The 21,904-nt window shown below is 73.8% G+C and carries 22 protein-coding genes; 3 read left to right on the forward strand and 19 right to left on the reverse strand.

Annotated features, from left to right (window positions below):
- Positions 1-99 precede the first annotated feature (99 nt).
- The 13 genes from C1N71_RS08390 to hrcA all read right to left on the reverse strand — a co-directional run bounded on the left by C1N71_RS08390 (position 100) and on the right by hrcA (position 12,216).
- Positions 100-1,464, reverse strand: a complete 1,365-nt coding sequence (locus tag C1N71_RS08390) for an ABC transporter permease (RefSeq protein ID WP_137755975.1) — start codon at positions 1,462-1,464, stop codon at positions 100-102.
- On the reverse strand, positions 1,461-2,201 hold the full coding sequence (locus tag C1N71_RS08395) for an ABC transporter ATP-binding protein (protein WP_137755976.1): 741 nt from the start codon (positions 2,199-2,201) through the stop codon (positions 1,461-1,463). Before C1N71_RS08395 ends, C1N71_RS08390 begins: the two co-directional genes overlap by 4 nt.
- Positions 2,202-2,297: 96 nt before the next feature.
- Complete coding sequence (locus tag C1N71_RS08400; RefSeq protein WP_137755977.1) at positions 2,298-2,933, reverse strand: response regulator; 636 nt, start codon at positions 2,931-2,933, stop codon at positions 2,298-2,300.
- Entirely contained in the window at positions 2,930-4,078 is a 1,149-nt protein-coding gene (locus C1N71_RS08405; RefSeq protein ID WP_137755978.1) for a sensor histidine kinase, read from the reverse strand. The genes C1N71_RS08400 and C1N71_RS08405 overlap by 4 nt, the downstream gene beginning before the upstream one ends.
- A 132-nt stretch (positions 4,079-4,210) precedes the next feature.
- Positions 4,211-5,149, reverse strand: coding sequence for a trypsin-like serine peptidase (locus C1N71_RS08410; RefSeq protein ID WP_137755979.1), 939 nt, complete (start codon positions 5,147-5,149; stop codon positions 4,211-4,213).
- A gap of 272 nt (positions 5,150-5,421) precedes the next feature.
- Entirely contained in the window at positions 5,422-6,309 is an 888-nt protein-coding gene (gene era, locus C1N71_RS08415) for a GTPase Era (RefSeq protein WP_137755980.1), read from the reverse strand.
- A complete protein-coding gene (locus C1N71_RS08420; RefSeq protein WP_137755981.1) occupies positions 6,306-7,571 on the reverse strand; it encodes a hemolysin family protein in 1,266 nt (421 codons plus the stop codon). The genes era and C1N71_RS08420 overlap by 4 nt, the downstream gene beginning before the upstream one ends.
- Entirely contained in the window at positions 7,564-8,019 is a 456-nt protein-coding gene (gene ybeY / locus C1N71_RS08425; RefSeq protein WP_137755982.1) for an rRNA maturation RNase YbeY, read from the reverse strand. The genes C1N71_RS08420 and ybeY overlap by 8 nt, the downstream gene beginning before the upstream one ends.
- Positions 8,016-8,993: a PhoH family protein gene (locus C1N71_RS08430; RefSeq protein ID WP_137757272.1), complete on the reverse strand. Its 978-nt coding sequence runs from the start codon at positions 8,991-8,993 to the stop codon at positions 8,016-8,018. Before C1N71_RS08430 ends, ybeY begins: the two co-directional genes overlap by 4 nt.
- Positions 8,994-9,027: 34 nt before the next feature.
- Complete coding sequence (locus C1N71_RS08435) at positions 9,028-9,375, reverse strand: HIT domain-containing protein (RefSeq protein ID WP_137755983.1); 348 nt, start codon at positions 9,373-9,375, stop codon at positions 9,028-9,030.
- A gap of 20 nt (positions 9,376-9,395) precedes the next feature.
- On the reverse strand, positions 9,396-10,106 hold the full coding sequence (locus C1N71_RS08440) for a 16S rRNA (uracil(1498)-N(3))-methyltransferase (protein ID WP_137755984.1): 711 nt from the start codon (positions 10,104-10,106) through the stop codon (positions 9,396-9,398).
- A complete protein-coding gene (locus C1N71_RS08445) occupies positions 10,106-11,197 on the reverse strand; it encodes a DnaJ C-terminal domain-containing protein (protein ID WP_137755985.1) in 1,092 nt (363 codons plus the stop codon). Before C1N71_RS08445 ends, C1N71_RS08440 begins: the two co-directional genes overlap by 1 nt.
- Positions 11,194-12,216, reverse strand: a complete 1,023-nt coding sequence (gene hrcA, locus C1N71_RS08450; RefSeq protein WP_137755986.1) for a heat-inducible transcriptional repressor HrcA — start codon at positions 12,214-12,216, stop codon at positions 11,194-11,196. Before hrcA ends, C1N71_RS08445 begins: the two co-directional genes overlap by 4 nt.
- A 128-nt stretch (positions 12,217-12,344) precedes the next feature.
- On the opposite strand from hrcA, the gene C1N71_RS08455 reads away from it, so the two are divergent.
- The gene (locus C1N71_RS08455; protein WP_137755987.1) at positions 12,345-12,995 is read left to right on the forward strand and encodes a DUF4870 domain-containing protein; all 651 of its coding nucleotides are present in this window, start codon (positions 12,345-12,347) and stop codon (positions 12,993-12,995) included.
- Positions 12,996-13,061: 66 nt separating this feature from the next.
- Here C1N71_RS08455 and hemW read toward each other — a convergent pair whose 3' ends face one another.
- Genes hemW through lepA form a run of 3 tightly spaced genes read right to left on the reverse strand, consistent with a single transcriptional unit; the run spans position 13,062 to position 16,784 of the window.
- Positions 13,062-14,297 carry a radical SAM family heme chaperone HemW gene (gene hemW / locus C1N71_RS08460; protein WP_441297035.1) on the reverse strand — a complete coding sequence of 412 codons (1,236 nt, stop codon included), beginning with the start codon at positions 14,295-14,297 and terminating at the stop codon, positions 13,062-13,064.
- Positions 14,297-14,932, reverse strand: a complete 636-nt coding sequence (locus C1N71_RS08465) for a DUF1990 family protein (RefSeq protein WP_137755988.1) — start codon at positions 14,930-14,932, stop codon at positions 14,297-14,299. The genes hemW and C1N71_RS08465 overlap by 1 nt, the downstream gene beginning before the upstream one ends.
- Positions 14,933-14,942: 10 nt before the next feature.
- The gene (gene lepA, locus C1N71_RS08470; protein ID WP_254677951.1) at positions 14,943-16,784 is read right to left on the reverse strand and encodes a translation elongation factor 4; all 1,842 of its coding nucleotides are present in this window, start codon (positions 16,782-16,784) and stop codon (positions 14,943-14,945) included.
- 160 nt (positions 16,785-16,944) lie between these two features.
- Between lepA and C1N71_RS08475 the strand changes: the two genes are divergently transcribed.
- Positions 16,945-17,580, forward strand: a complete 636-nt coding sequence (locus C1N71_RS08475; RefSeq protein ID WP_137755990.1) for a hypothetical protein — start codon at positions 16,945-16,947, stop codon at positions 17,578-17,580.
- Positions 17,581-17,760: 180 nt separating this feature from the next.
- Complete coding sequence (gene rpsT / locus C1N71_RS08480; RefSeq protein ID WP_137755991.1) at positions 17,761-18,021, forward strand: 30S ribosomal protein S20; 261 nt, start codon at positions 17,761-17,763, stop codon at positions 18,019-18,021.
- Between the two features lie 91 nt (positions 18,022-18,112).
- Here the strand turns inward: rpsT and holA are convergent, their stop codons facing one another.
- The 3 genes from holA to C1N71_RS08495 are packed head-to-tail and all read right to left on the reverse strand — an operon-like array spanning position 18,113 to position 21,858.
- A complete protein-coding gene (gene holA / locus C1N71_RS08485; protein WP_137755992.1) occupies positions 18,113-19,078 on the reverse strand; it encodes a DNA polymerase III subunit delta in 966 nt (321 codons plus the stop codon).
- A 35-nt stretch (positions 19,079-19,113) separates the two neighbouring features.
- Positions 19,114-21,303 carry a ComEC/Rec2 family competence protein gene (locus tag C1N71_RS08490; RefSeq protein WP_137755993.1) on the reverse strand — a complete coding sequence of 730 codons (2,190 nt, stop codon included), beginning with the start codon at positions 21,301-21,303 and terminating at the stop codon, positions 19,114-19,116.
- Positions 21,304-21,306: 3 nt separating this feature from the next.
- On the reverse strand, positions 21,307-21,858 hold the full coding sequence (locus tag C1N71_RS08495) for a ComEA family DNA-binding protein (protein ID WP_137755994.1): 552 nt from the start codon (positions 21,856-21,858) through the stop codon (positions 21,307-21,309).
- Positions 21,859-21,904: the final 46 nt, after the last annotated feature.

The following is a 21,904-nucleotide window of genomic DNA, read 5'->3' on the forward strand; positions in this document are numbered from 1 at the left end:
GGAGGCCCGGTGTCTAGGCCTCGCCGCGGCGGCGAAGGAGGAGCAGCGAGGAGCGCATGCGGCAACGATACACCGCACGCGCTCCTCGGCCGACGCGCGTCAGGCGACGCGGAGCGCCTCGATGGGCGCGATGCGGCGCGCGCGCGACGTCGCCGGCGCGGCGGCGACGAGCGCGACGACGCCCGCCGCGACCGCGGCGCCGGCGACGAGCCAGGGCGAGACCGACGGCACGATGGGGCCGATGCCCCACGAGGATCCGAGCAGCGTCCACGCCGCGACCCAGCCGAGCCCGATGCCGAGCGCGAGCCCGCCGACGAGCGCGACGATCGCGATCGCGACGGTCTCGGCCGTGACCATCGCGCGCACCTGACGGCTCGTCATCCCGAGCGCCCGCAGGAGTCCGATCTCCCGCGTGCGCTGGCGGACGGCCGTGAGCATGCTCGTGACGAAGCCGAGGACGGCGACGACGGCCGACGACCCGACGAGGATGCCGAGGGCGAGCACGACGCCGTCGACGATGCGGGTGATCTCGGCGACGTAGGCGGGGTCTCGCTCGATGGCGACGAGCGCGTCGCGCAGCGTCCCGCCTGCGGTCGCGAGCAGCACGACGGTCGCGACGCCGACCATGAGCGACAGGACGAGGCCGCTCGAGCGTTCACGCGCGTCCTGGGCCGACCGCACCGCGGCGCGTGCGGGCACCGAGCGTCCGAGCAGTCGCCCGACCGCGCCGAGCACCGGGACGAGCGCCGCGGGTGCGACGAGGACGATGCCGCTCGCGAGCAGCACGCCGCCGACGACCGCGACGAGGATCGCCAGCGGGGTGACGGAGCCGAGCGCGATCGCCGTCGCGAGGATCGCCGCGGCGAGCCCGAGGAGGACGAGCGCCGCGACGGGTCGCGCGGCGCGGCGCGGCTGGGCGCCCGCGGCGCCGAGCGCCTCGATGGGCGTGACCTCGAGCACGCCGCGCGTGCCCGATCGCGCGATGGCGGCGACGGCGAGGGCGATGCCGACGACGGGCACGATCGCGGTGGGCGGCAGCGCCCGCACCTGGGCGCCGACGACCGCCCCCGAGGCGGCGAGCGCGAGCTGCACGGCCACGCCGAGCCCGATGCCGACGAGCGCGCCGCCGAGCGTGCCGGCGACGCCGGCGACGAGCGACGAGCGCAGCACGCGCGAGCGCTCCTGCGCCTGCGAGGCGCCGAGCAGGCGTCGCAGCGCGATGAGCGCGCGCTGCTCCTCGACGACGTGCTGCACCGTCGTGCGCGTCACGATCGCGGCGACGACCATCGCGACGATCGTGAGGCACACGACGGCGATGGCGGCCAGGAAGGGCGCAGCCCCCGCGGCGAGGAGCCGCGAGGCGAGCACGAGCGTGAAGAGCATCTCGGTCACGCTCGTGAGCAGCACCGCGAAGCACGCGGCGACCGCCGTGACCGCGACGGTGGGCAGATGCGCGCGGCTCATGCCGCACGCTCCTGCAGCCGCAGCATCCGCTCGGCGATCCGGGCGCGGTCGAGGCCGCGCTCGTCGCCGCGGATGCGGCCGTCGGCGAGCAGCACGACGCGGTCGGCCGCCTCGGCCGCGACGGCGTCGTGCGTCACCATGCAGATCGCCTGCCCGTGCTCGCGCGCCGCCCGCTGCAGGATCTCGAGCACGTCCTCCGCGGTGCGGGAGTCGAGGTTGCCGGTCGGCTCGTCGGCGAAGACGATCGCGGGGCGCGTCGCGAGCGCGCGGGCGATCGCGACGCGCTGCTGCTGGCCGCCGGAGAGCTCGCCGGGTCGGTGGTCGATGCGGCTCTCGAGCCCGAGCCACGACACGAGCAGGTCGATGAGCGCGTCGTCGGCGCGACGGCCGGCGAGGTCGAACGGCAGGCGGATGTTGTCGCGGGCCGAGAGGGTCGGCACGAGGTTGAAGGCCTGGAAGACGAAGCCGACCCGATCGCGACGCAGGCGCGTCAGCGCGGCGTCGTCGAGGCCCACGAGCTCGGCGTCGCCGATGCACACCGAGCCGGACGTGGGGGCGTCGAGCCCCGCCGCGAGGTGCATGAGCGTCGACTTGCCCGAGCCGGACGGCCCCATGATGGCGACGAACTCGCCGGGGTCGATCGAGAGGGACGCGCGATCGAGCGCGACGACGGCCGCGTCGCCGGAGCCGTAGCGGCGGGTGACGTCGGTGAGGCGGAGAGCTGGGGTGGAGTGCATGCCTCCATTCCAGCGGCGCAGCCTGCGGCCCGCGTCGTCCGCGCGTGCCGTCCTCGTCCTCCGAGCGGATGAGGTGGGCGCCCGCGCCGTCCGCCGCTAGACGAGGCCGTGCGCGTGCGCGAAGACGACGGCCTGCACGCGGTCGCGCAGCTCGAGCTTCTGCAGCATGCGGGAGACGTGCGTCTTCACGGTCGTCTCCGAGACGAACTCGCTGCGTGCGATCTCGGCGTTCGACAGTCCGCGCGCGACCTGCAGCAGGATCTCGTGCTCGCGGGGCGTGAGGGTCGCGAGCGCCGCGGGCGGCGCCGCGGGCGCCTCGGCGTGACGCGCGAGCAGCTGCCGCGTCGCCGACGCCGCGACGACCTCGCCGCCGCCCTGCACGGCGCGGATGGTCGCGAGCACGAGCTCGGGGTCGGCGTCCTTCAGCAGGAAGCCGCTCGCGCCGGCGCGCAGCGCACGTGCGACGGCCTCGTCGAGGTCGAACGTCGTGAGCACGACGACGCGCGCCTCGGAGCCGGCGGCGACGATCTCGGCGGTGGCGTCGATGCCGTCGAGCACGGGCATGCGCACGTCCATGAGGACGATGTCCGGCCGCAGCCGCAGCGTCTCGCGCACCGCCTCCCGGCCGTCGCCCGCCTCCCCCACGACCTCGAGGTCGCGCTGGGAGTCGACGAGCATGCGCATGCCGCTGCGAAACAGCGCCTGGTCGTCGACGAGCAGCACGCGGATCATGCGGAGGCCTCCTGACGCGGCAGCACGGCCCGGACGATCCAGGCGCCGCCGGAGATCCCGACGTCGACGTGCCCTCCGGCGATCCTCGCACGCTCGCGCATGCCCACGAGCCCGTGGCCGGGGTCGCCGGGCGCCTGCCGCAGCGCGTTGCGCACCGCGAGCTCGAGGTGCTGGCCGTGCACGATGGTCACGAGCACGGGATGCGTGCGGTCGCCGTGGCGCAGCGCGTTCGTGAGCGCCTCCTGCACGATGCGGTAGGCGGCGATCTCGACGCTCTGCGGCAGCGGCCCCGGGGCGCCCTGCTCGCGCACCTCGACGGCGAGCCCCGCGGCGCGCACGCGCTGCACGAGCGCCGGCAGCGTCGCGAGCGACGCGGCGGGGTCGGCGGCCTGCGCGTGGCGCAGGCGCTCGAGCAGCCCGCGCACGTCGCCGAGGGCCGCCGACGCGGTCTGCGCGATCTGCTGCAGGCTCTCGTCCTTCGCCTCCACCGCACCCGCGTAGCGCGCGCCGTTCGCCTGCGCGATGACCACGGCGAGCGAGTGCGCGACGACGTCGTGCATGTCGCGCGCGATGCCGGCGCGCTCCTGCTCCACCTCGGCGCGCTCCCGCTCGACGCGCGTCTCGCGAGCGAGCGACTGGCTGCGGACGATCTCCGCGACGAGGATGCCCGAGACGAGCGCGAGCCCGAACAGCAGCGCGAAGCCGAACGTGCCGAGGCCGAAGGGCAGCAGGATCTCGAGCGGCGAGCCCGACGCGCCCACGCCGTAGCCGAAGCGCACGAACCAGAGCCCGACGAGGCTCGCGCCGAGCACGGCGACGATGGCGCCGAGCCCGCGCTGCAGCCCGTCGCACCAGCGCCCGACGGTGTAGAGCAGCACGAGCACCTGGAACCACAGCGGCGACAGCGCCGTGAGGTCGGCGGCGACGAACGCGACGCCCATCGCGAGCCCTGCGAGCAGCGTGAGCATCGGCGCCACGCGGCGCAGGGCGACGAGGGCGCCGAACGCGAGCCCCACGAGCACGACCCACGGCAGCTCCGGGCTCGACACGCTGACGAGCACGGAGGGGCCGCCCAGCAGGATCCCCAGCACGAGCGCCAGCACGACGTCGAACGTCAGCTGCGCGCGGGAGACGGAGCGGATCACCCCATCACGCTACGGCCGCCGCGGCCCGAGCCGATGCTGCGGCCGCGGGAATCATCCGCTCGGACGACGCCCCGGCGCACGAGAGGAGGGGGCCGGCGGACGCCGACCCCCTCCCTGCCGCGTCGCGCGGCGTCAGCCCTGCGCCGACTGATACGCGCTCTGGATCACGGAGCCCCAGTACGGGCCGTACATGACGCCCGGCTGCGAGTTGTAGCCGAAGCTGTTCACCGAGTTCTGCACCCCGTTCGAGCCCGAGCCGACGAACCAGGGGCCGCCCGAGGAACCGCCGGTCATGTCGCACGAGACGCCCTGCGACGTCGTGCCACCGAGACGGTCGGGCGACGCCGAGCCGGCGCAGCGCTGCAGCGTCTCGCCCGTGAACGGGCTCGCCGCCGGGTAGCCGTAGAGCGTGTACGACAGGCCTGTCGACTGGTTGAACGAGACGCCGGAGGCGCCCACCGTCGCGCTGAGGGTGCGACCGCCCTGGGTCGCGACGACCGCGAAGCCGGTGTCGTAGTCGATGTCGCCGCCGTTCGTCCACTGCGTGGGAGCGACGAGCTCGACGGCCGGCCACTGGCCGTACGGCGCGGAGCCGTTCTGGTAGGCCGGCACGAAGATGAACTCCGACGCGAAGGCGCCCGGGCCCTCGTTGAGGCAGTGGCCGGCGGTGGAGACGGTGCTGCCGTTCGCGGAGGTCACGGAGTTCGCCGAGCACACGTAGTCCTGGCCGCCGAGCGTGAAGAACACCTTGCCGATGTGCGCGATGGGGTTCACCTGCGTCGCGAGCAGCACGGGCTGCTCGCCCGCGTACGTCGTGGCCTCGCCGTCGGGCGCCGGGTTCGGGTCGAGCTGGCCGACCTGGTCGAGCACGAGGTCGTCGGCCGGCGCGGCCGCCTCCATGCGCTCGGGGCTCCACGCGGTCGCCGCCTCCGCCGCCTCGGCGGCGCTCACGCTGTGCGTCTCGACGTCGCTCGCGGCCGGGGCGGGTGCTGCGACCGCCATGCCGCTGCCGAACGCCAGCAGGGCGCCTGCGAGCGTCGCGGTGGTGATGGCCTGGATGCTGCGTCTCATGGGGATGGGATCCTCTCGTCGACTCGTCCGGCGCGTGGTGCCGGGCGTTCCGTCGATCCTGCGGGCGCGCATTCCCGATTCGCGCCGGATTCGTGGGTTCCGACGAGCACTCCGTGCGCATCGAGGGATCCCTGCCATCGCGCGGCTCGCATCGCTATCCTGAGAGTGCTCGCCATGAGGGCTGAGCGATCCTCGAACTTCTTCGAGGGTTCGTCGGGTGTCGAGGCCGGCGCACGGCGACGACGGGACGCGATGCGCGCCCTCGACCCGCGTCAGAGCCCGAAGCGTCCCAGCTGCTTGGGGTCGCCCTGCCACTCCTTGGCGATCTTCACCCGAAGGTCGAGGTGCACCTGCTGCCCCACGAGCGCCTCGATCTCGGCGCGCGCGTCCTTGCCGATGCGGCGCAGGCGCTCGCCGCCGCGGCCGATGACGATGCCCTTCTGGCTGTCGCGCTCGACCCAGAGGTTCGCGTACACGTCCGTGATGGGCTTGTCCTCGCGGGCGACGACGTCGTCGACCGTGACGATGATCGAGTGCGGCAGCTCGTCGCGCACGTCCTCGAGCGCCGCCTCGCGGATGAGCTCGGCGATGCGGTCGTCGAGCCGCTCCTCGGTCGACGTCTCGGCGTCGTAGAGCGGCGGCGCCTCGGGCAGCAGCCGCGCGAGCTCGTCGAGCAGCACGTCGAGCTGCGAGCCCGACACCGACGAGAGCGGGATGACCGCATCCCACTCGCGCAGGGCCGACACCTCGAGCAGCTGCTCGGCGATGCGCTCCTTCGACGCGGCGTCGACCTTCGTGACGATCGCGACCTTGCGCGCATTCGGGAAGCCGTCCAGCTGCTGGTCGATGAAGCGATCGCCGGGGCCGAGTCGCTCGTTCGCGGGCACGCACAGGCAGATGACGTCGACGTCGCCGAGCGTCGTCTGCACGACGGCGTTCAGCCGCTTGCCCAGCAGCGTGCGGGGCTTGTGCATGCCAGGCGTGTCGACGATGACGATCTGCGCCTCGTCGCGGTGCACGATGCCGCGGATGGCGCGTCGCGTCGTCTGCGGCTTCGAGGAGGTGATGGCGACCTTCTCGCCGACGAGGGCGTTCATGAGCGTCGACTTGCCGGCGTTCGGCCTGCCCACGAACGTCACGAATCCGCTGCGATGCGTCACTCGGCCTCCACCTCCGCCGGGGCGAGGCGCTCGACGCGCACGCGCCCCGCCTCGCGTCCGCGACCGTCGATCCGCTCGACCGCGAGGCGCAGCCCGTGCGCCTCGACGACGTCGCCGACCTCGGCGATGCGGCCGAGCTCCTTCTGCAGCAGGCCGCCGACGGAGTCGACGTCGTCGTCGTCGAGCGTCAGGTCGAAGAGGTCGCCGAGCTCGTCGATCTGCAGGCGCGCGGACACGAGGTACGTGCCGTCCGCGAGCGCGACGGCCTCCGCGCCCGTGCGGTCGTGCTCGTCGTGGATGTCGCCGATGAGCTCCTCGATGAGGTCCTCGAGCGTCACGAGCCCGGCGATGCCGCCGTACTCGTCGACGACCATGGCGACGTGCACGCGCTCCGCCTGCATGTGCGCGAGCGTGTCGTCGGCCTTCTTCGACTCGGGCACGAAGAGGGCGACGCGGGCGAGCGAGCGCGCGGTCTCGTGCTCGTCGGGGCGCATCGTGCGGCTGCGCACGACGTCGCGGAGGTAGAGGATGCCCTCGATCTCGTCGAGCGACTCCCCCGCGACCGGCATGCGCGAGAGCCCCGATTCGAGGAAGCGGCGCAGCGCCTCCTCGGCGGTCATGTCCGACTCCGCGACGATCATGTCGGTGCGCGGCACCATGACCTCGCGCACGTAGGTCGCGTTGAACTCGAAGATCGAGTGGATGAGCTCGCGGTCGTCCTCCTCGAGCACGGAGCGCGTCGTGGCCTCGTCGACCATCGACAGCAGCTGCTCCTCGCTCGTGAACGCCGTCTCGCGCTGACGGCCCGGCGTGACCCGGTCGCCGACCGCGAGCACGAGCGTCGCGATGGGGCCGAAGAGGACGCGCAGGGCGCGGATGGGTCCGGCCGACAGCCGCAGGAGCGTGCGGGCGTTCGTGCGACCGACGGCGCGCGGGCTCGATCCGACGAGGATGAACGACGTCACGGCCATGATCGCCACCGCGACGACGAGCGCCCACCACCAGTCGAGCAGTCGCGTGAGCCCGATCGTCAGCAGCACGGCCGCGGTCGTCTCGAAGAGGATGCGACCGAACTGCACGACCATGACGTGGCCCGTGAGGTCGTGCGCGATGCCCTCGAGCGATCCGCCGCGCCGCGACTCGGTCGCCATCTCCTGCAGGTCGCGCGTGCTCGTGACCGACAGCGCGGCGTCGCACGCGGCGAGCCAGGCGCCGATGACGACGAGGACGGCGGCGACCGCGAAGAGCGACAGCTCAAGCATCGGCGGCTCGGAAGCGCTGCAGCAGCTCGTCCTGCAGCGCGAACATCTCGTCGCGCTCGGCCGGCTCCGCGTGGTCGAAGCCCAGCAGGTGCAGCATGCCGTGGGTCGTGAGCAGCTCGAGCTCCGCCATGAGCGAGTGCCCGGCCTCCGCCGCCTGCGCCTCGGCGACCTGCGGGCACAGCACGATGTCGCCGAGCAGCCCCGCGGGCGTCGGCCGGTCGGCGGTGCCCGGGCGCAGCTCGTCCATCGGGAACGACAGCACGTCGGTCGGGCCGGGCTCGTCCATCCACTGCACGTGCAGCTGCTCCATGGCGGCGACGTCGACGAGCACGATGCTCACCTCGGCCTCCGAGTGCACGAAGAGCGCCTCGAGGTCGAACGACACGAGGCGCGACAGCCGCGCCTCGTCGACGGCGACGCCCGACTCGTTCAGCACCTCGACGCTCATCGACGACCCCGCCGCTGCAGGTGCTCGCGGCGCTGCTCGCGCGTGCCGCCCTCCTGCGCCATGACGCGCGCCTCGTGCGCCGTGTAGGCGTCGACGATGCGACCGACGAGCGTGTGGCGCACGACGTCGGCGCTCGTGAGCTGCGCGAAGTGGATGTCGTCGATCCCGCCGAGCACGCGGCTCGCGACCTGCAGGCCGCTCGTGCCCTCGGGCAGGTCGACCTGCGTGATGTCGCCCGTCACGATCATGCGCGAGCCGAAGCCCAGGCGCGTGAGGAACATCTTCATCTGCTCGGGCGTCGTGTTCTGCGCCTCGTCGAGGATGACGAACGCGTCGTTGAGCGTGCGGCCGCGCATGTACGCGAGCGGCGCGACCTCGACGACGCCCGTCGCGAGCAGCTTCGGCACGAGCTCGGGATCCATCATCTCGTTGAGCGCGTCGTACAGCGGCCGCAGGTAGGGGTCGATCTTGTCGGTGAGCGTGCCGGGCAGGAAGCCGAGCCGCTCGCCGGCCTCGACGGCGGGCCGCGTCAGGATGATGCGCTGCACCTCGCGCCGCTGCAGCGCCTGCACGGCCTTCGCCATCGCGAGGTAGGTCTTGCCGGTGCCCGCGGGGCCGATGCCGAAGACGATCGTGTGCTGGCCGATGGCGTCGACGTACGCGCGCTGACCCTCCGTCTTCGCTCGGATGCTCTTGCGGCCCGTCGTGAGGATCGCGTCGCCCGCGACGTCCGCGAGCGTGCGCGGCGAGTCCTCGCGGATGAGCCGGGCGCCCTCGCCGACCTCGGACTGCCCGAGGTCGACGCCGCCCTGCACGAGGTCGGCGAGCTCGCGCACGAGGCGCGAGGCCTGGTCGACCTGCTCCGGATCGCCGTCGAACGTCACCTGGTTGCCGCGCACGGCGACGGTGACCTCGGGGTACTCCCGCTCGAGCCTCGTGAGCAGACGATCCTGCGGCCCGAGCAGTCGCACCATCTGGATGCCGTCGACCTCGAGCTCGGCATGTGCGTCAGGCAAGGGACTCCTCGGTGAGGTCGGCGCCCGCGAGGACGTGGGCGTGGACGTGGAAGACGGTCTGGCCGGCCTGCTCGCCCGTGTTGAACACGAGGCGGAAGTCGCCGTCGGCGCGCTCGAGCGCGATGGCCCGCGCGGCCCGCACCATGGCGGCGAGCAGCTCGGGGTCGCCGGCGGCGAGCTCGACGACGTCGCGGTAGCGCGCCGTCTTCGGCACGACGAGCACGTGCATCTCGGCCTTCGGCGCGATGTCGGTGAAGGCGATGAGGTCGTCGTCCTCGAGCACGATCTCGGCGGGGATCTCGCGATCGACGATGCGCTCGAAGACGGTCTTGTCGGCCATGGCTCCAGCGTACTCGCGCGTCACCAGCGCCACCTGGCCGCGAGGGCGGCGATGGCCGCGGGTCCCGCGGTGGAGGTGCGCACGACGTGGGGGCCCATCGCGACGCGCTCGCCGCCGAGCCGCTCGAGCTCGTCGGGCGCGATGCCGCCCTCGGGGCCGACGACGAGCAGGAGGTCGCGGCCGTCGGGCTCCACGCTCGCGAGCGAGGCCTCCGCGGTCGGATCGAGCACGACGAGCCGCATCCGATCGCCGAGCGCCGCGAGCTGCGCCGTGCCGACGGGCTCGGCCACCTCGGGCACGTGGGCGCGCAGCGACTGCTTGCCCGCCTCGCGCACGATGGTGCGCCAGCGGGCGAGCGCCTTCGCGCCGCGCTCCCCCTTCCACGTCACGATCGATCGGGACGCCTGCCACGGCACGACGAGGTCGACGCCGAGCTCCGTCGCCGCCTGGATCGCCAGCTCGTCGCGGTCGCCCTTCGCGAGCGCCTGCGCGAGGCCGATGCGGGGGCTCGGCACGCGCTCGCGGCGCACGTCGGAGACCTCGAGCACGACCTCGGGGCGCACCTCGACGAACCTCGCGGTCGCGAGCGTGCCGCGGCCGTCGCCCACGAGCACCGTCTCGCCCACGCGTGCGCGGCTCACGGTCGCGGCGTGCCGCGCGTCCTCGGGGCCGAGTCGCACGCGCTCGCCGACCGCGCCCTCGAGCGCGTCGACGTAGTAGCAGTGGGCCATCAGAAGCGCAGGAACCGATCGCGCAGCTTCGAGAACAGCCCCTGCTGGAACTGCGCCATGCGCGGCGCGGGCGGCTTCGTGCGGTCCCGCAGCTGCTGGAGCAGGTCCTGCGCCTTGCGGTCGAGCCGCGTGGGCGTGACGACCTGCACGCCCAGGCGCAGGTCGCCGCGGCCCGAGCCGCGCAGCCTCCCGACGCCGCGACCGACGACGGTGAGCACGTCCGCCGACTGCGTGCCCGGCTCGACCGAGACCGTCACGGGTCCGTCGATCGACTCGATCGTCGCCTCCGTGCCGAGCGCCGCGTCGATCATCGACACCTCGAGCGTGCCGAGCAGGTCGTCGCCGTCGCGGCTGAAGACGTCGTGGTGCGCGACGTGCACCTCGAGGAAGAGGGTGCCGGGCTCGCCGCCCGCCTCGCCGACCTCGCCCTGCCCGGGGAGCTGGATGCGCAGGCCCGTGTCGACGCCAGCGGGGACGTCGACGGGGATGCTGCGCTCGGCACGGACGCGACCGTGGCCTGCACACGTCGGGCACGGGTACGGGATGACGGTGCCGTGGCCCTGGCACGAGCCGCAGGGCTGGTTCGTGACCATGGTGCCCAGGAGCGAGCGCACCTGGCGCTGCACGTGGCCCGAGCCGCCGCAGATGTCGCACGTCTCCTCGCGCGTGCCGGGCGCCGTGCAGCGCCCCTCGCACGTCTCGCAGAGCACGGCGGTCTGCACGCGCAGGTCCTTGTGGACGCCGAAGACGACGTCGTGCAGATCGAGGTCGATGCGCAGCAGCGAGTCCTGCCCGGGGCGCCGGCGCGGACGCGGTCCGGGCTGCCTGCCCCCGCCTCCGCCGCCGAAGAACTGCTCGAAGATGTCCCCGAGCCCGAAGCCCTGCGCCTGCGGGCCGCGGTCGTAGTCCGCGCGCGACTGCGGGTCCGAGAGCACGTCGTAGGCGTGCGTGACCTCCTTGAACCGCTCCGCGGCCTCCGCCGACGGGTTCACGTCGGGGTGCAGCTGCCGAGCGAGCCTCCGGTACGCGCGCTTGATGTCGTCCTGGCTGGCCTCGCGGGGCACGCCCAGGACCTCGTAGTGATCGCTCATCGCTCCTCGTCGTCGAGCAGCCGGGTGAGGTACCGCGCGACGGCGCGAACGGCTGCCATGTTCGATGCGTAGTCCATGCGGGTGGGGCCGAGCACGCCGACGCGGCCGGCCTCGTGCCCGCCGGCGCCGTAGGCGCCCGTGACGATCGACGTCTCCTCGAGCCCGTGCGTCATCTCGCGGCCGATGCGCGTCGCGACCGACCGCTCCTCCGCGTCCATCTCGCCGAAGAGCCGCAGCAGCGTGACCTGCTCCTCGATGGCCTCGAGCACGAGCGTCAGCGAGCCCATGTCGGCGGCGCCGCGCACGAGGTGCGAGGCGCCGGCGATGACGAGCCGGTCGCCCGCGGTCGGCTCGAGCACCTCGCCGAGCGCGGCGACGAGCCGCTGCGTCGCCGTGGCCACGGCGGGCGCCGCGCCGTCGACGACGGCGACGAGCGCACCCTCCGCCTCCGTCGTCGGCTTGCCGCCGACGGCATCGTCGAGCGCGCGGCCGATGGCCTGCGCATCGGTGGCCTCGAGCTGCTGGCCGGCGTCGACCGTGCGCTGCTCGACGCGGCCGGAGTCGAGGATGACGACGAGCAGCAGCCGCGACTGCGCGAGCTGCACGACCTCGATGCGGCGCACCCGCGCCTTCGCGACCGAAGGGTACTGCGCGAGCGCGACCTGGTTCGTCAGCTGCGACAGCAGGCGAACGGAGCGCGCCATGACGTCGTCGAGGTCGTCGGCCTCGCCGAGGAAGCGGGCGATGGCCTGGCGCTGCGCCGGCGACAGCGGCTGCATGCCCTGCAGCCGGTCGACGAACACGCGGTAGCCCTTGTCGGTGGGGATGCGGCCGGAGGAGGTGTGCGGCGCGACGATGAGCTCTGCCTCTTCGAGCAGGGCCATGTCGTTGCGGATCGTCGCCGCGCTCACCCCGAAGGAGTGGCGCTCGACGATGGACTTCGACCCGACGGGCTCGCTGGAGGCGACGTAGTCCTGCACGATCGCCCGCAGGACCTCGAGGCCGCGATCCGTGACCATCGTCCCCCCTCGTCTGGCACTCGCCACTTCGGACTGCCAATCCTACCGCGACCGTGGGTGCGTTCCCAGCCGGGTGCGAGCATGATGGGTCCAGCCAGTTCCGGCACCCGTGATCGAGAGGTTCGACCATGACCGACCCCAACGGCCCCGCCGCGACGCCGGACGAGCCCCAGGCTCCCCAGTTCGGCGCGCCCGGCCAGGGGACGCCTGCCCCGGCGCCCGCACCCGGCGAGCCCGCGCAGCCCTTCTCCAGCCCCGCCCCCGGCGCGGTCCCGCCGCAGCCCGGTGCCGGCCAGCAGCCCTACGGCGCACCCGGGCAGCAGCCCTACGGCGCACCCGGCCAGCAGGCTCCCTACGGCGCTCCCCAGTACGGCGCCCCCGGCCAGCCCCAGTACGGCGCGCCCGCAGGTGCGCCCATGAGCCCGCAGGACGAGAAGCAGTGGGCGATGTTCGGCCACCTCGGCGGCATCCTCTGGGTCGTCTCGCTCGGCTGGCTCGGTCCGCTCATCGTGTTCCTGATGTACAAGGACCGCAGCCCGTTCGTCCGCCAGGAGTCGAAGGAGGCGCTGAACTTCCAGCTCCTCATGACGATCATCACCGTCGGCGGCTCGATCGTCGTGAGCATCCTCACGGCCATCACCTTCGGGCTCGCGTCGATCCTCTACCTGATCGTCTTCGCAGCCCCGATCGTCGGCATCATCTTCGCCATCATCGGCGGCGTCCGCGTGAACGGCGGCGGCTCGTACCGCTACCCGTTCAACTGGCGCATCATCAAGTAGCGCGATCGACTGCGCTCGACGAAGGGCACCCCGCACGGGGTGCCCTTCGTCGTGTCGCCGCCGCGGTCAGTCGGCGGCGGTGAGGCGGCGGACGATGGCGTCGGCGAGGAGCCGGCCGCGGAGCGTCGGCACCACGCGGCCGCGCACGGCGGCGGCGCCGTCGACGAGGCCGTCGGCGATGAGCCCGGCGACCTCCGCGCGGGCCGCGCCCTCGAGCGCCTCGGTCGGCAGCCCGTCGCGGATGCGGGTCTCGAGCAGCACGCGCTCGACGCGACGCGTGCCCTCGTCGAGCACCTCCCGTGCGAGGGCCGGCGACAGGCCGGTCGCGAGCCGCTGCGCGTAGGCGGCGGGATGCTTGACGTTCCACCACCGCACGCCGCCCACGTGGCTGTGCGCGCCAGGGCCGACGCCCCACCAGTCGTGGCCGAGCCAGTACGCGAGGTTGTGCCTCGAGACGGCCCCGTCGCGCGCCCAGTTCGACACCTCGTACCACTCGTAGCCCGCGCCGGCGAGCGCGGCGTCGGCAGCCTCGTACATCGCCGCGTGCAGGTCGTCGTCGACGGGCGCGACCTCCCCGCGGCGGATGCGCCGGGCGAGCGCCGTGCCCTCCTCGACGATGAGCGCGTAGGCCGACAGGTGTCCCGCGTCGTACGACAGGGCGGCATCGAGCGAGCGTCGCCAGTCGTCGAGCGACTCCCCCGGCGTGCCGTAGATGAGGTCGACGCTCACGGCGAGGCCGGCGTCCTTCGCCCACCGCACGACCCGCGGCACGCGCTCGGGATCGTGCGTGCGGTCGAGCGTGGCGAGCACGTGCGGCACGACCGACTGCATGCCGAGGCTCACGCGCGTGAAGCCGGCGTCGGCGAGCGCGCGGAGGTCGGCCGCGTCCACCGAGTCGGGATTCGCCTCCGTCGTGACCTCGGCGCCGGGGCCAAGGCCCCACTCGTCGCGCACCGCCGCGAGCATGCGGGCGAGGTCGCCGGGCGGCAGCAGCGTCGGCGTGCCGCCGCCGACGAAGACCGTCGAGATCGGCCGGCGCACCGCGGCGTCGTGCTGCGCGAGGTCCTCGAGCACGCGTCCAGCCAGGCGCACCTCGGCGATCGCCTGGTCGGCGTAGTCGTCCTGCCGAGCGCCGCGCAGCTCGGTCGAGGTGTACGTGTTGAAGTCGCAGTAGCCGCAGCGGACGCGGCAGAACGGCACGTGCAGGTAGACGCCCAGGTCGCGGCTCGCGGCGCCCGTCGCCGCCGAGGCGGGCAGGGCGCCGTCCGCGGGCGCCGCATCGCCGTCGGGCAGCCGACCCATCAGTCGACGCGGATGCGGCGCAGCGCGTCGAGGTAGCGCTCGTGGTAGCGGCGCTGCACGCGGCGTGCGACGGGACCGCCCAGCCTCGCCCACCAGGCGTGCGGCTTCGCGAGCACGCGCAGGTGGAAGAAGACCGACTCGTCCTCGGCGAGCTCGACGAGCATCCGCTCCTCGCCCGACTCCGGGTGCCCCTCGAGGGTGCCGAAGATCACGGCGTGCGTCGTCGCCTCGTCCTCCACCGCGATGACGCGGATCGGCGCGTGGATCTGCACGGGCCCGAGGCGGATGCGCTGCATCGCCGAGTCCCCCGGCTGCAGGAACGGCTCGCCGTCGGCGGCGAAGACCTGCTGCGCCTCGGTCGAGGCGGCGCGTGCGGGGTCCTTGCCCTCGAAGCCGACGGGTCGGTAGGTCGTGCGATCGGTCGTCGGCTGCACGTCGACCTCGATGCCCGACAGCCGCTGCACGCGCCACGTGCGCAGGCCCGCGACGGCGGCCTCGTAGCGCGCGCGACCGTGGCCGATGCGCGAGCGCCTCGCGATGAGCTCGTAGCCCTTCGGCGGGAAGCGATCGAAGTCGAAGTGCGCCGTCGCGCCGATGATGCCGTAGTTGGCGGGTCGTGCGGCGAGGTCTCGCATGCGCGCCACGCTACGACTCCTTGCGCTCGCCGGTCGAGAGGGCGGCGATGAACGCCTCCTGGGGCACCTCGACGCGTCCGACCATCTTCATGCGCTTCTTGCCCTCCTTCTGCTTCTCGAGCAGCTTGCGCTTGCGGGTGATGTCGCCGCCGTAGCACTTCGCGAGCACGTCCTTGCGGATGGCGCGGATCGTCTCGCGGGCGATGATGCGCGCGCCGATCGCGGCCTGGATCGGCACCTCGAACTGCTGGCGCGGGATGAGCTCGCGCAGCTTGCCCGCCATGAGCGTGCCGTACGCGTACGCCTTGTCGCGGTGCACGATGGCGCTGAACGCGTCGACCTGGTCGCCCTGCAGCAGGATGTCGACCTTGACGAGGTCGGCCTCCTGCGTGCCGTCGATCTCGTAGTCGAGCGACGCGTAGCCCTGCGTGCGCGACTTCAGCTGGTCGAAGAAGTCGAAGACGATCTCGCCCAGCGGCAGGCGGTAGCGCAGCTCGACGCGGTCCTCCGAGAGGTACTCCATGCCCTGCAGCGTGCCGCGGCGCGTCTGGCAGAGGTCCATGATCGCGCCGACGTAGTCCTTCGGCGCGAGCACCGTGGCGTTGACGACCGGCTCGACGACGGCGTCGATCTTGCCCTCGGGGAACTCGGACGGGTTCGTGACGGTCACGACCTTCCTGTCCTCCGTGCGCACCTCGTAGACGACGCTCGGCGCCGTCGCGATGAGGTCGAGGCCGAACTCGCGCTGCAGCCGCTCGGAGATGATCTCGAGGTGCAGCAGGCCGAGGAAGCCGCAGCGGAAGCCGAAGCCCAGCGCGACCGACGTCTCGGGCTCGTAGACGAGCGCGGCATCCGAGAGCTTCAGCTTGTCGAGCGCCTCGCGCAGGTCCGGGTAGTCGGAGCCGTCGATCGGGTACAGGCCCGAGAAGACCATGGGCTTCGGGTCCGCGTAGCCCTGCAGCGGCTCGGTCGCGGCGCCGCGGGCCGTCGTCACCGTGTCGCCGACCTTCGACTGGCGCACGTCCTTCACGCCAGTGATGAGGTAGCCCACCTCGCCGACCGACAGGCCCTTCGACGGCGTCGGCTCGGGGCTCGAGACGCCGATCTCGAGCAGCTCGTGCGTCGTGCCGGTCGACATCATCTGGATCTTGTCGCGCGGCCGCAACGTGCCGTCCACCATGCGCACGTAGGTCACGACGCCGCGATACGAGTCGTAGACGGAGTCGAAGATCATGGCGCGCGGCGCGGCCTCGACCTCGCCCGTCGGCGCGGGGATCGTGCCGACGACGCGGTCGAGCAGCGCCTCGACGCCCTCGCCGGTCTTGCCGGACACGCGCAGCACGTCGGCGGGGTCGCCGCCGATGAGGCCCGCGATCTCCGCCGCGTACTTCTCGGGGTCCGCCGCCGGCAGGTCGATCTTGTTGAGCACGGGGATGATCTCGAGGTCGTTCGACATCGCGAGGTACAGGTTCGCGAGGGTCTGCGCCTCGATGCCCTGCGCCGCGTCGACGAGCAGGATCGCGCCCTCGCATGCGGCGAGCGAGCGCGAGACCTCGTAGGTGAAGTCGACGTGGCCCGGGGTGTCGATCATGTTGAGCGCGTACGTCGTGCCGTCGACGTCCCACGGCATGCGCACGGCCTGCGACTTGATCGTGATGCCGCGCTCGCGCTCGATGTCCATGCGGTCGAGGTACTGCGCGCGCATCGCGCGATCCTCCACGACGCCCGTGAGCTGCAGCATGCGGTCGGCGAGCGTCGACTTGCCGTGGTCGATGTGCGCGATGATGCAGAAGTTGCGGATGCGCTCGGGCGCGGTCGAGGCGGGCTCGAGGGCGGTGGACGAGCGGGGCACGGTGCTCCTGGGGCTCACGGGACGGCGCGGACCCTCCATCCTCTCACGGACCCGCGGCGGGCCCGCGAGCCCGGCGGTCCCTGCGACCCGGGCGTATGGGCCGGCGGGGACGAGTCCGAGCGTCCAGTGCGTGCGAAGGCGTGGTCCGTAGGGTCGCCGTGTGCATCCCTCGCCGCCGCCCGCGCCCTCCCGCACGAGCCGACTGCTGCCGGCCTGGCAGGTCGCCCTCGTCTGGGTCGTCCTCGTCGTCGCCGCCGCGGGCGTCGTCGTGCCGCTGCCCCTCCTGCTGCTGCCCGACGGGCTCGTCGGGCTCGCGGTCATGGCGGTGTCGACCCTCGTGCTCGCGCCGATCGTCGCCGTCGCACGCGGCACGGTGGTCGCGCTGCGCATCGACCCGAGCGGCATCGAGGCGCTGCGCATCCTCGGATCGGCCGTGCGCGTGGCGCGGGCCGAGGTGCGCGACGTCGTCGTCGCGACGGCGTTCATGGTGCCGACGCGGCACGGCGACCAGCGCTGGCAGCGATTCGTGCTCGTCGGCCACGACGGGCGGTCGCTGCTCGCCGCGTCGTGGACGAGCGAGCCCTTCGACCCCGCCGCCTTCGTCGCGCCGTGGGGCATGCGCCCCGTGCCGCTGAGCGAGCCGATGCGCGCGCCCGAGCTCGACCGACGCATCCCGGGCGCGACGACGCGGATCGAGCGCCTGGGGCCGGGCCTCGTCCGCGCGACGGCCGTGCTCCTGGCCGTCGAGGGCGTGGTCGTGGTGATCGCGATCCTCGTGCGCGCGTCCTCCGCATGACGCCGCGCGCGACGCGCCCGCGCGCGTTGGCGGAGCATCCGCGACCCTGGTAACGTTGCCTGCTGGCTTCCATGCGTCGCGCCCTCTTCCGCGATCGCGTGTCCGGGGCCACGAGCCGAGCCGAGTCCCACGCTCGCGAGGCCGCCAGCCCCACAGGCAATCACGACCGAAGGAATCACCATGGCGAACATCAAGTCGCAGATCAAGCGCATCCTCACCAACGAGAAGGCGACGCAGCGCAACCGCGCCGTCAAGAGCGAGCTCCGCACGCACGTCCGCGCGACGCGCGCCGCGATCGCCGCCGGCGACAAGGACGCCGCGCAGGCCGCCCTCACGCAGGCCACCCGCAAGCTCGACAAGGCCGTCTCGAAGGGCGTCATCCACGCCAACCAGGCCGCCAACCGCAAGTCGGCGCTCGCGAAGCAGGTCGCCGCGCTCTGATCGAGCACGCATCGCACGCAAGGGCCCGTCCGCCAGGACGGGCCCTTCGTCGTTCCCGGGCGCGCGGCGGCGAGGCGAGGGTCGGCGATCCTCAGGACGCGAGGACGCGCACCATGCGCTCGAGGGCGTGCATGGGACTGCGCGCCGCGCCCTTCACGGCGTGGTCCGTCTCGGCGATGAGCGCGATCGCACGGCCGAGCCGGTCGTCGGAGTAGCGCTGCAGGTCGCGGCGCGCGTTGCGCACCTGCCACGGCGCCATGCCCAGCGCCTTCGCCGCCTGGCCCTCCGGGCCGTGGTTCGTGGAGACCTTCGCGAGCTGCCGGAAGCGCATCGCGAAGGCTGCGACGACGGGAACGGGGTCGGCGCCCGACGCGACGGCCTGGCGAAGCCGCACGAGCGCGCCGGCGGCGTCGCCGGCCACGACGGCGTCGGCGACGTCGAACGCCGTCGTCTCGACGTGGCCGGCGTAGTACTCGCGCACGGTCTCGTCGCTGATCTCGCCCTGCGTGTCCTGCACGAGCTGGTTGCATGCGGCGGCGAGCTCGCCGAGGTCCTTCGAGAACGCCTCCGCGAGCGCCTTGAGCGCGCCCTGCGTCACCGTGCGACCCTCCGCCTGGATCTCGGCGCGCGCGAAGGCGATGCGATCGGCGTCCTTCGTGATCGGCAGGCACGGCACCTCGACGTGCGCCTTCCGCACGGCGTCGAGCAGCCGCTTGCCTCGGACGCTCGAGCCGTCGTGGCGCAGCACGAGCGTCGTGTCGGGCACGGGCTCGGCGACGTACGCGAGCGCCTCCTCGAGGAAGGCGTCGGTCGTCGCCTGCACGCGCGTCACGCGGATGAGGCGGGGCTCGCCGAACAGCGAGGGGCTCGCGAGCTGGATGAGCGTGCCCGGCACGTACTGGTCCGCCTCGATGTCGGAGATCTCGAGCGACGGATCCTCGTGGGCGAGGATGGCGCGGATGCGCTGCATCGCGCGCTGCGCGAGGTAGTCCTCCTTGCCGGAGACGAGCACGACGGGTGCGGGCGCGGCGGCGTCCCACGTCATCTGCCTCGGCATGCCTCCAGCGTAGGCCGAACGGACGACGGGAGCCCTCACCGCTGCGACCACACGACGACGCCGTCGAGCGCGAGCGTGCCGCGCTCGTCGGTGCGCAGCACGATCATGCCGCGGCGCTCGAGCTCGGCCATGAGGTCGGGCGCCGGATGCCCGTAGTCGTTCGGGCCGACGGGCACGAGAGCGACGTCCGCGTCGATCGCGTCGTAGAGCGGCAGGTGCTGGTCGGGCGAGCCGTGATGCGCGACCACGACGACGTCGGAGGCCGGCACGCCGTCGGCGAGCAACGCCCGCTGCGCCTCTGCGCCGAGGTCGCCGAGGACGAGCACGCGCCGGTCGCCGAGGCTCGCTGCGACGACGAGCGAGGCGTCGTTGCCAGGCACCGCGTCCCGATCCTCGGGCCACAGCAGGTCGAGCGCCCCGTCGCCGACGCGCACCGACTCCCCCGCGGCGCCCGCGTGCAGACGTGCGCCCCGGTCCGCGAGGTCGTCGAGCAGCGCCGGCGCCTCGTCGTCCGGCGGACCGTGCACGACGAGGTCGCTGCGGCCCGCGACCGCGTCGACGCCGCCGACGTGGTCGGCGTCGAAGTGCGTCAGCACGAGCACGTCGAGACGGCCGATGCCGAGCAGGTCGAGGCACGCCGCGACCGGCTCGGGCTCGCGGCCCGTGTCGATCAGCACCGTCGCGTCGCCCAGGCGCAGCACGGTCGCAGCTCCCTGGCCGACGTCGCACTGCGCGATCGTCCAGTCCGGCAGCGTCGCACGGGCGACGAGCGTCGGCAGGTGCACGCTGCCGGTCGCGAGCACGACGACGCCGATCGCCGCGGCCGCGCCGCGCCCCGTGCGCCGTGCTGCGACACCAGCGCCGACGGCACCGACGACCGCGACGGCGAGCGCCACGCCGAGCCAGCCGGCCGGCCACGGCGGCCCGGGCGGCAGGAGGGTCGACGCGTGCGCGAGCCCTGCGATCCACGCCGACGGCAGCCACGCGAGCCACGCGACGGCTGCGGCGACCGCGGGCGCGACGACGGCGACGGCGCACACGACGAGGCCGAGCACCGTCGCGACCGGTGCCGCGGGCGCCGCGAGCACGTTGGCGGGCACCGCGACGAGCGCGAGGCGCGGGTCCAGCACGACGAGCACGGGCAGGCACCACAGCTGCGCCGCGAGCGGCACGCCGATCGCTGCCGCCACCGGCAGCGGCATCCGGCGTGCGAGCGCCTCGGCGAGCGGCTGCGCGTGGACGAGGAGGCCCGCGGTCGCGAGCACCGACAGCGCGAAGCCGGCGGAGCGCGCGAGCGTCGGATCGACGAGCAGGGCGACGAGCACGGCGAGCGCCAGCAGGGCGACGCCGACGCGACGCACGCCGCGGTGGAGCGCCACGAGCGCGAGCCCCGCCATGATCGACGCGCGCACGACGCTCGGCTCCGGTCCGACGAGCACGACGAAGGCGGCGAGCGCCAGGCCCGCGATCACGCTGCGCGCCCAGCGGCGCAACCCGAGCGCCATCGTCGCGCCGAGCGCGAGGCCGACGACGATGGCGCAGTTCGCGCCCGACACCGCCGTGAGATGCGTCAGGCCCGCCTGCAGCATCGCCGCGTCGAGCGCGGGCGTCACGAGCGACGTGTCCCCGATCGCGAGCCCGGGCAGCAGCGCGCCGCCGTCGCCGGGCAGGTGCGCCGTCGCGTCGCGCAGGCCGGCGCGCACCGCGGCCGACCACCCCGCCCACCACGCGCGGTCCGTGCGCTCCACGTCCTCGCACGCGAGCCGCCACGCGTCCGCCTGCCCGGCATCGCCGGGCCACGCCTCGCACGTCGCGGTCACCGTGTCGCCGAGCGCGACGTCGGCCTCCCCTGCCTCGAGCACGACGACCACGACGCGCACGTCGACGAGCGTCTCGTCGCCGCACGCGGCCTCCACGACGCGCGCCGGCATCGGCGCCGCATGGCCGCCGAGCTCGAGCGTCATCGCCGAGCAGTGCTCGAGGTCGCGCTCGATCGTCGGCACGGCCAGCAGCAGCCCCGCGAACGCGAGGCCCACGGCGAGCGTCGTCGCGACGGCGCGGGCGCGCACGACGCGATGCGCGAGGACCAAAGACGCGACGGCCGCGACCAGCGTCGCCACCGCGACGACGCGCTGCCCCTCGGAGCCCCACGCGAGCGCCATCGCCGCCCACGCGACCGCCGCGGGCACCACGAGCCGCGCGTCCGTGCCGCCCGCCCAGCGCACGACTCAGAACGCGACGAGCGGCTCGAGCGCGGCGAGCATCGCAGGGCCGATGCCCGAGACGGCGTCGAGGTCGTCGATCGAGCCGAACGGCCCGTGCTCGTCGCGATGCGCGACGATCGCGGCGGCGAGCGCCGGCCCGATGCGCGGCAGGGTGTCGAGCTCGTCGATCGACGCCTGGTTGACGTTCACGAGGCCGCCGGCGTCGATCGCGCCCGGCGGAGCCTCGCCGACGACCGGCACCCGCACCTGCGCCCCGTCGACGAGGGGTTGCGCGAGGTTGAGCGACGACGCGTCTGCCTCGGCGGTCGTGCCGCCCGCGCGTGCGATCGCGTCGACGACGCGCGCGCCGTCGGCGAGCGCGTAGACGCCGGGCCGCGCGACGGCGCCCGCGACGTCGACGAGGATCGTCGTCGCCGACGCCTCCGCGACCTCTTCGACGACCGCGGGTGCGACCTGCGGCGCGGCGGCCTGCGTGACGACGGCACCCACGACCGCGCCGCCGACGAGCACGGCTGCCGCCCCGACGCCGATCCGCCATCGCAGGGACTGCTCCATGCCCGCCGACGCTAGGCGCGAGCGCCGCGGCGGTCCGCGCTCCGAG

The sequence above is a fragment of the Agrococcus sp. SGAir0287 genome, assembly GCF_005484985.1.
Classification (GTDB): Bacteria; Actinomycetota; Actinomycetes; order Actinomycetales; family Microbacteriaceae; genus Agrococcus.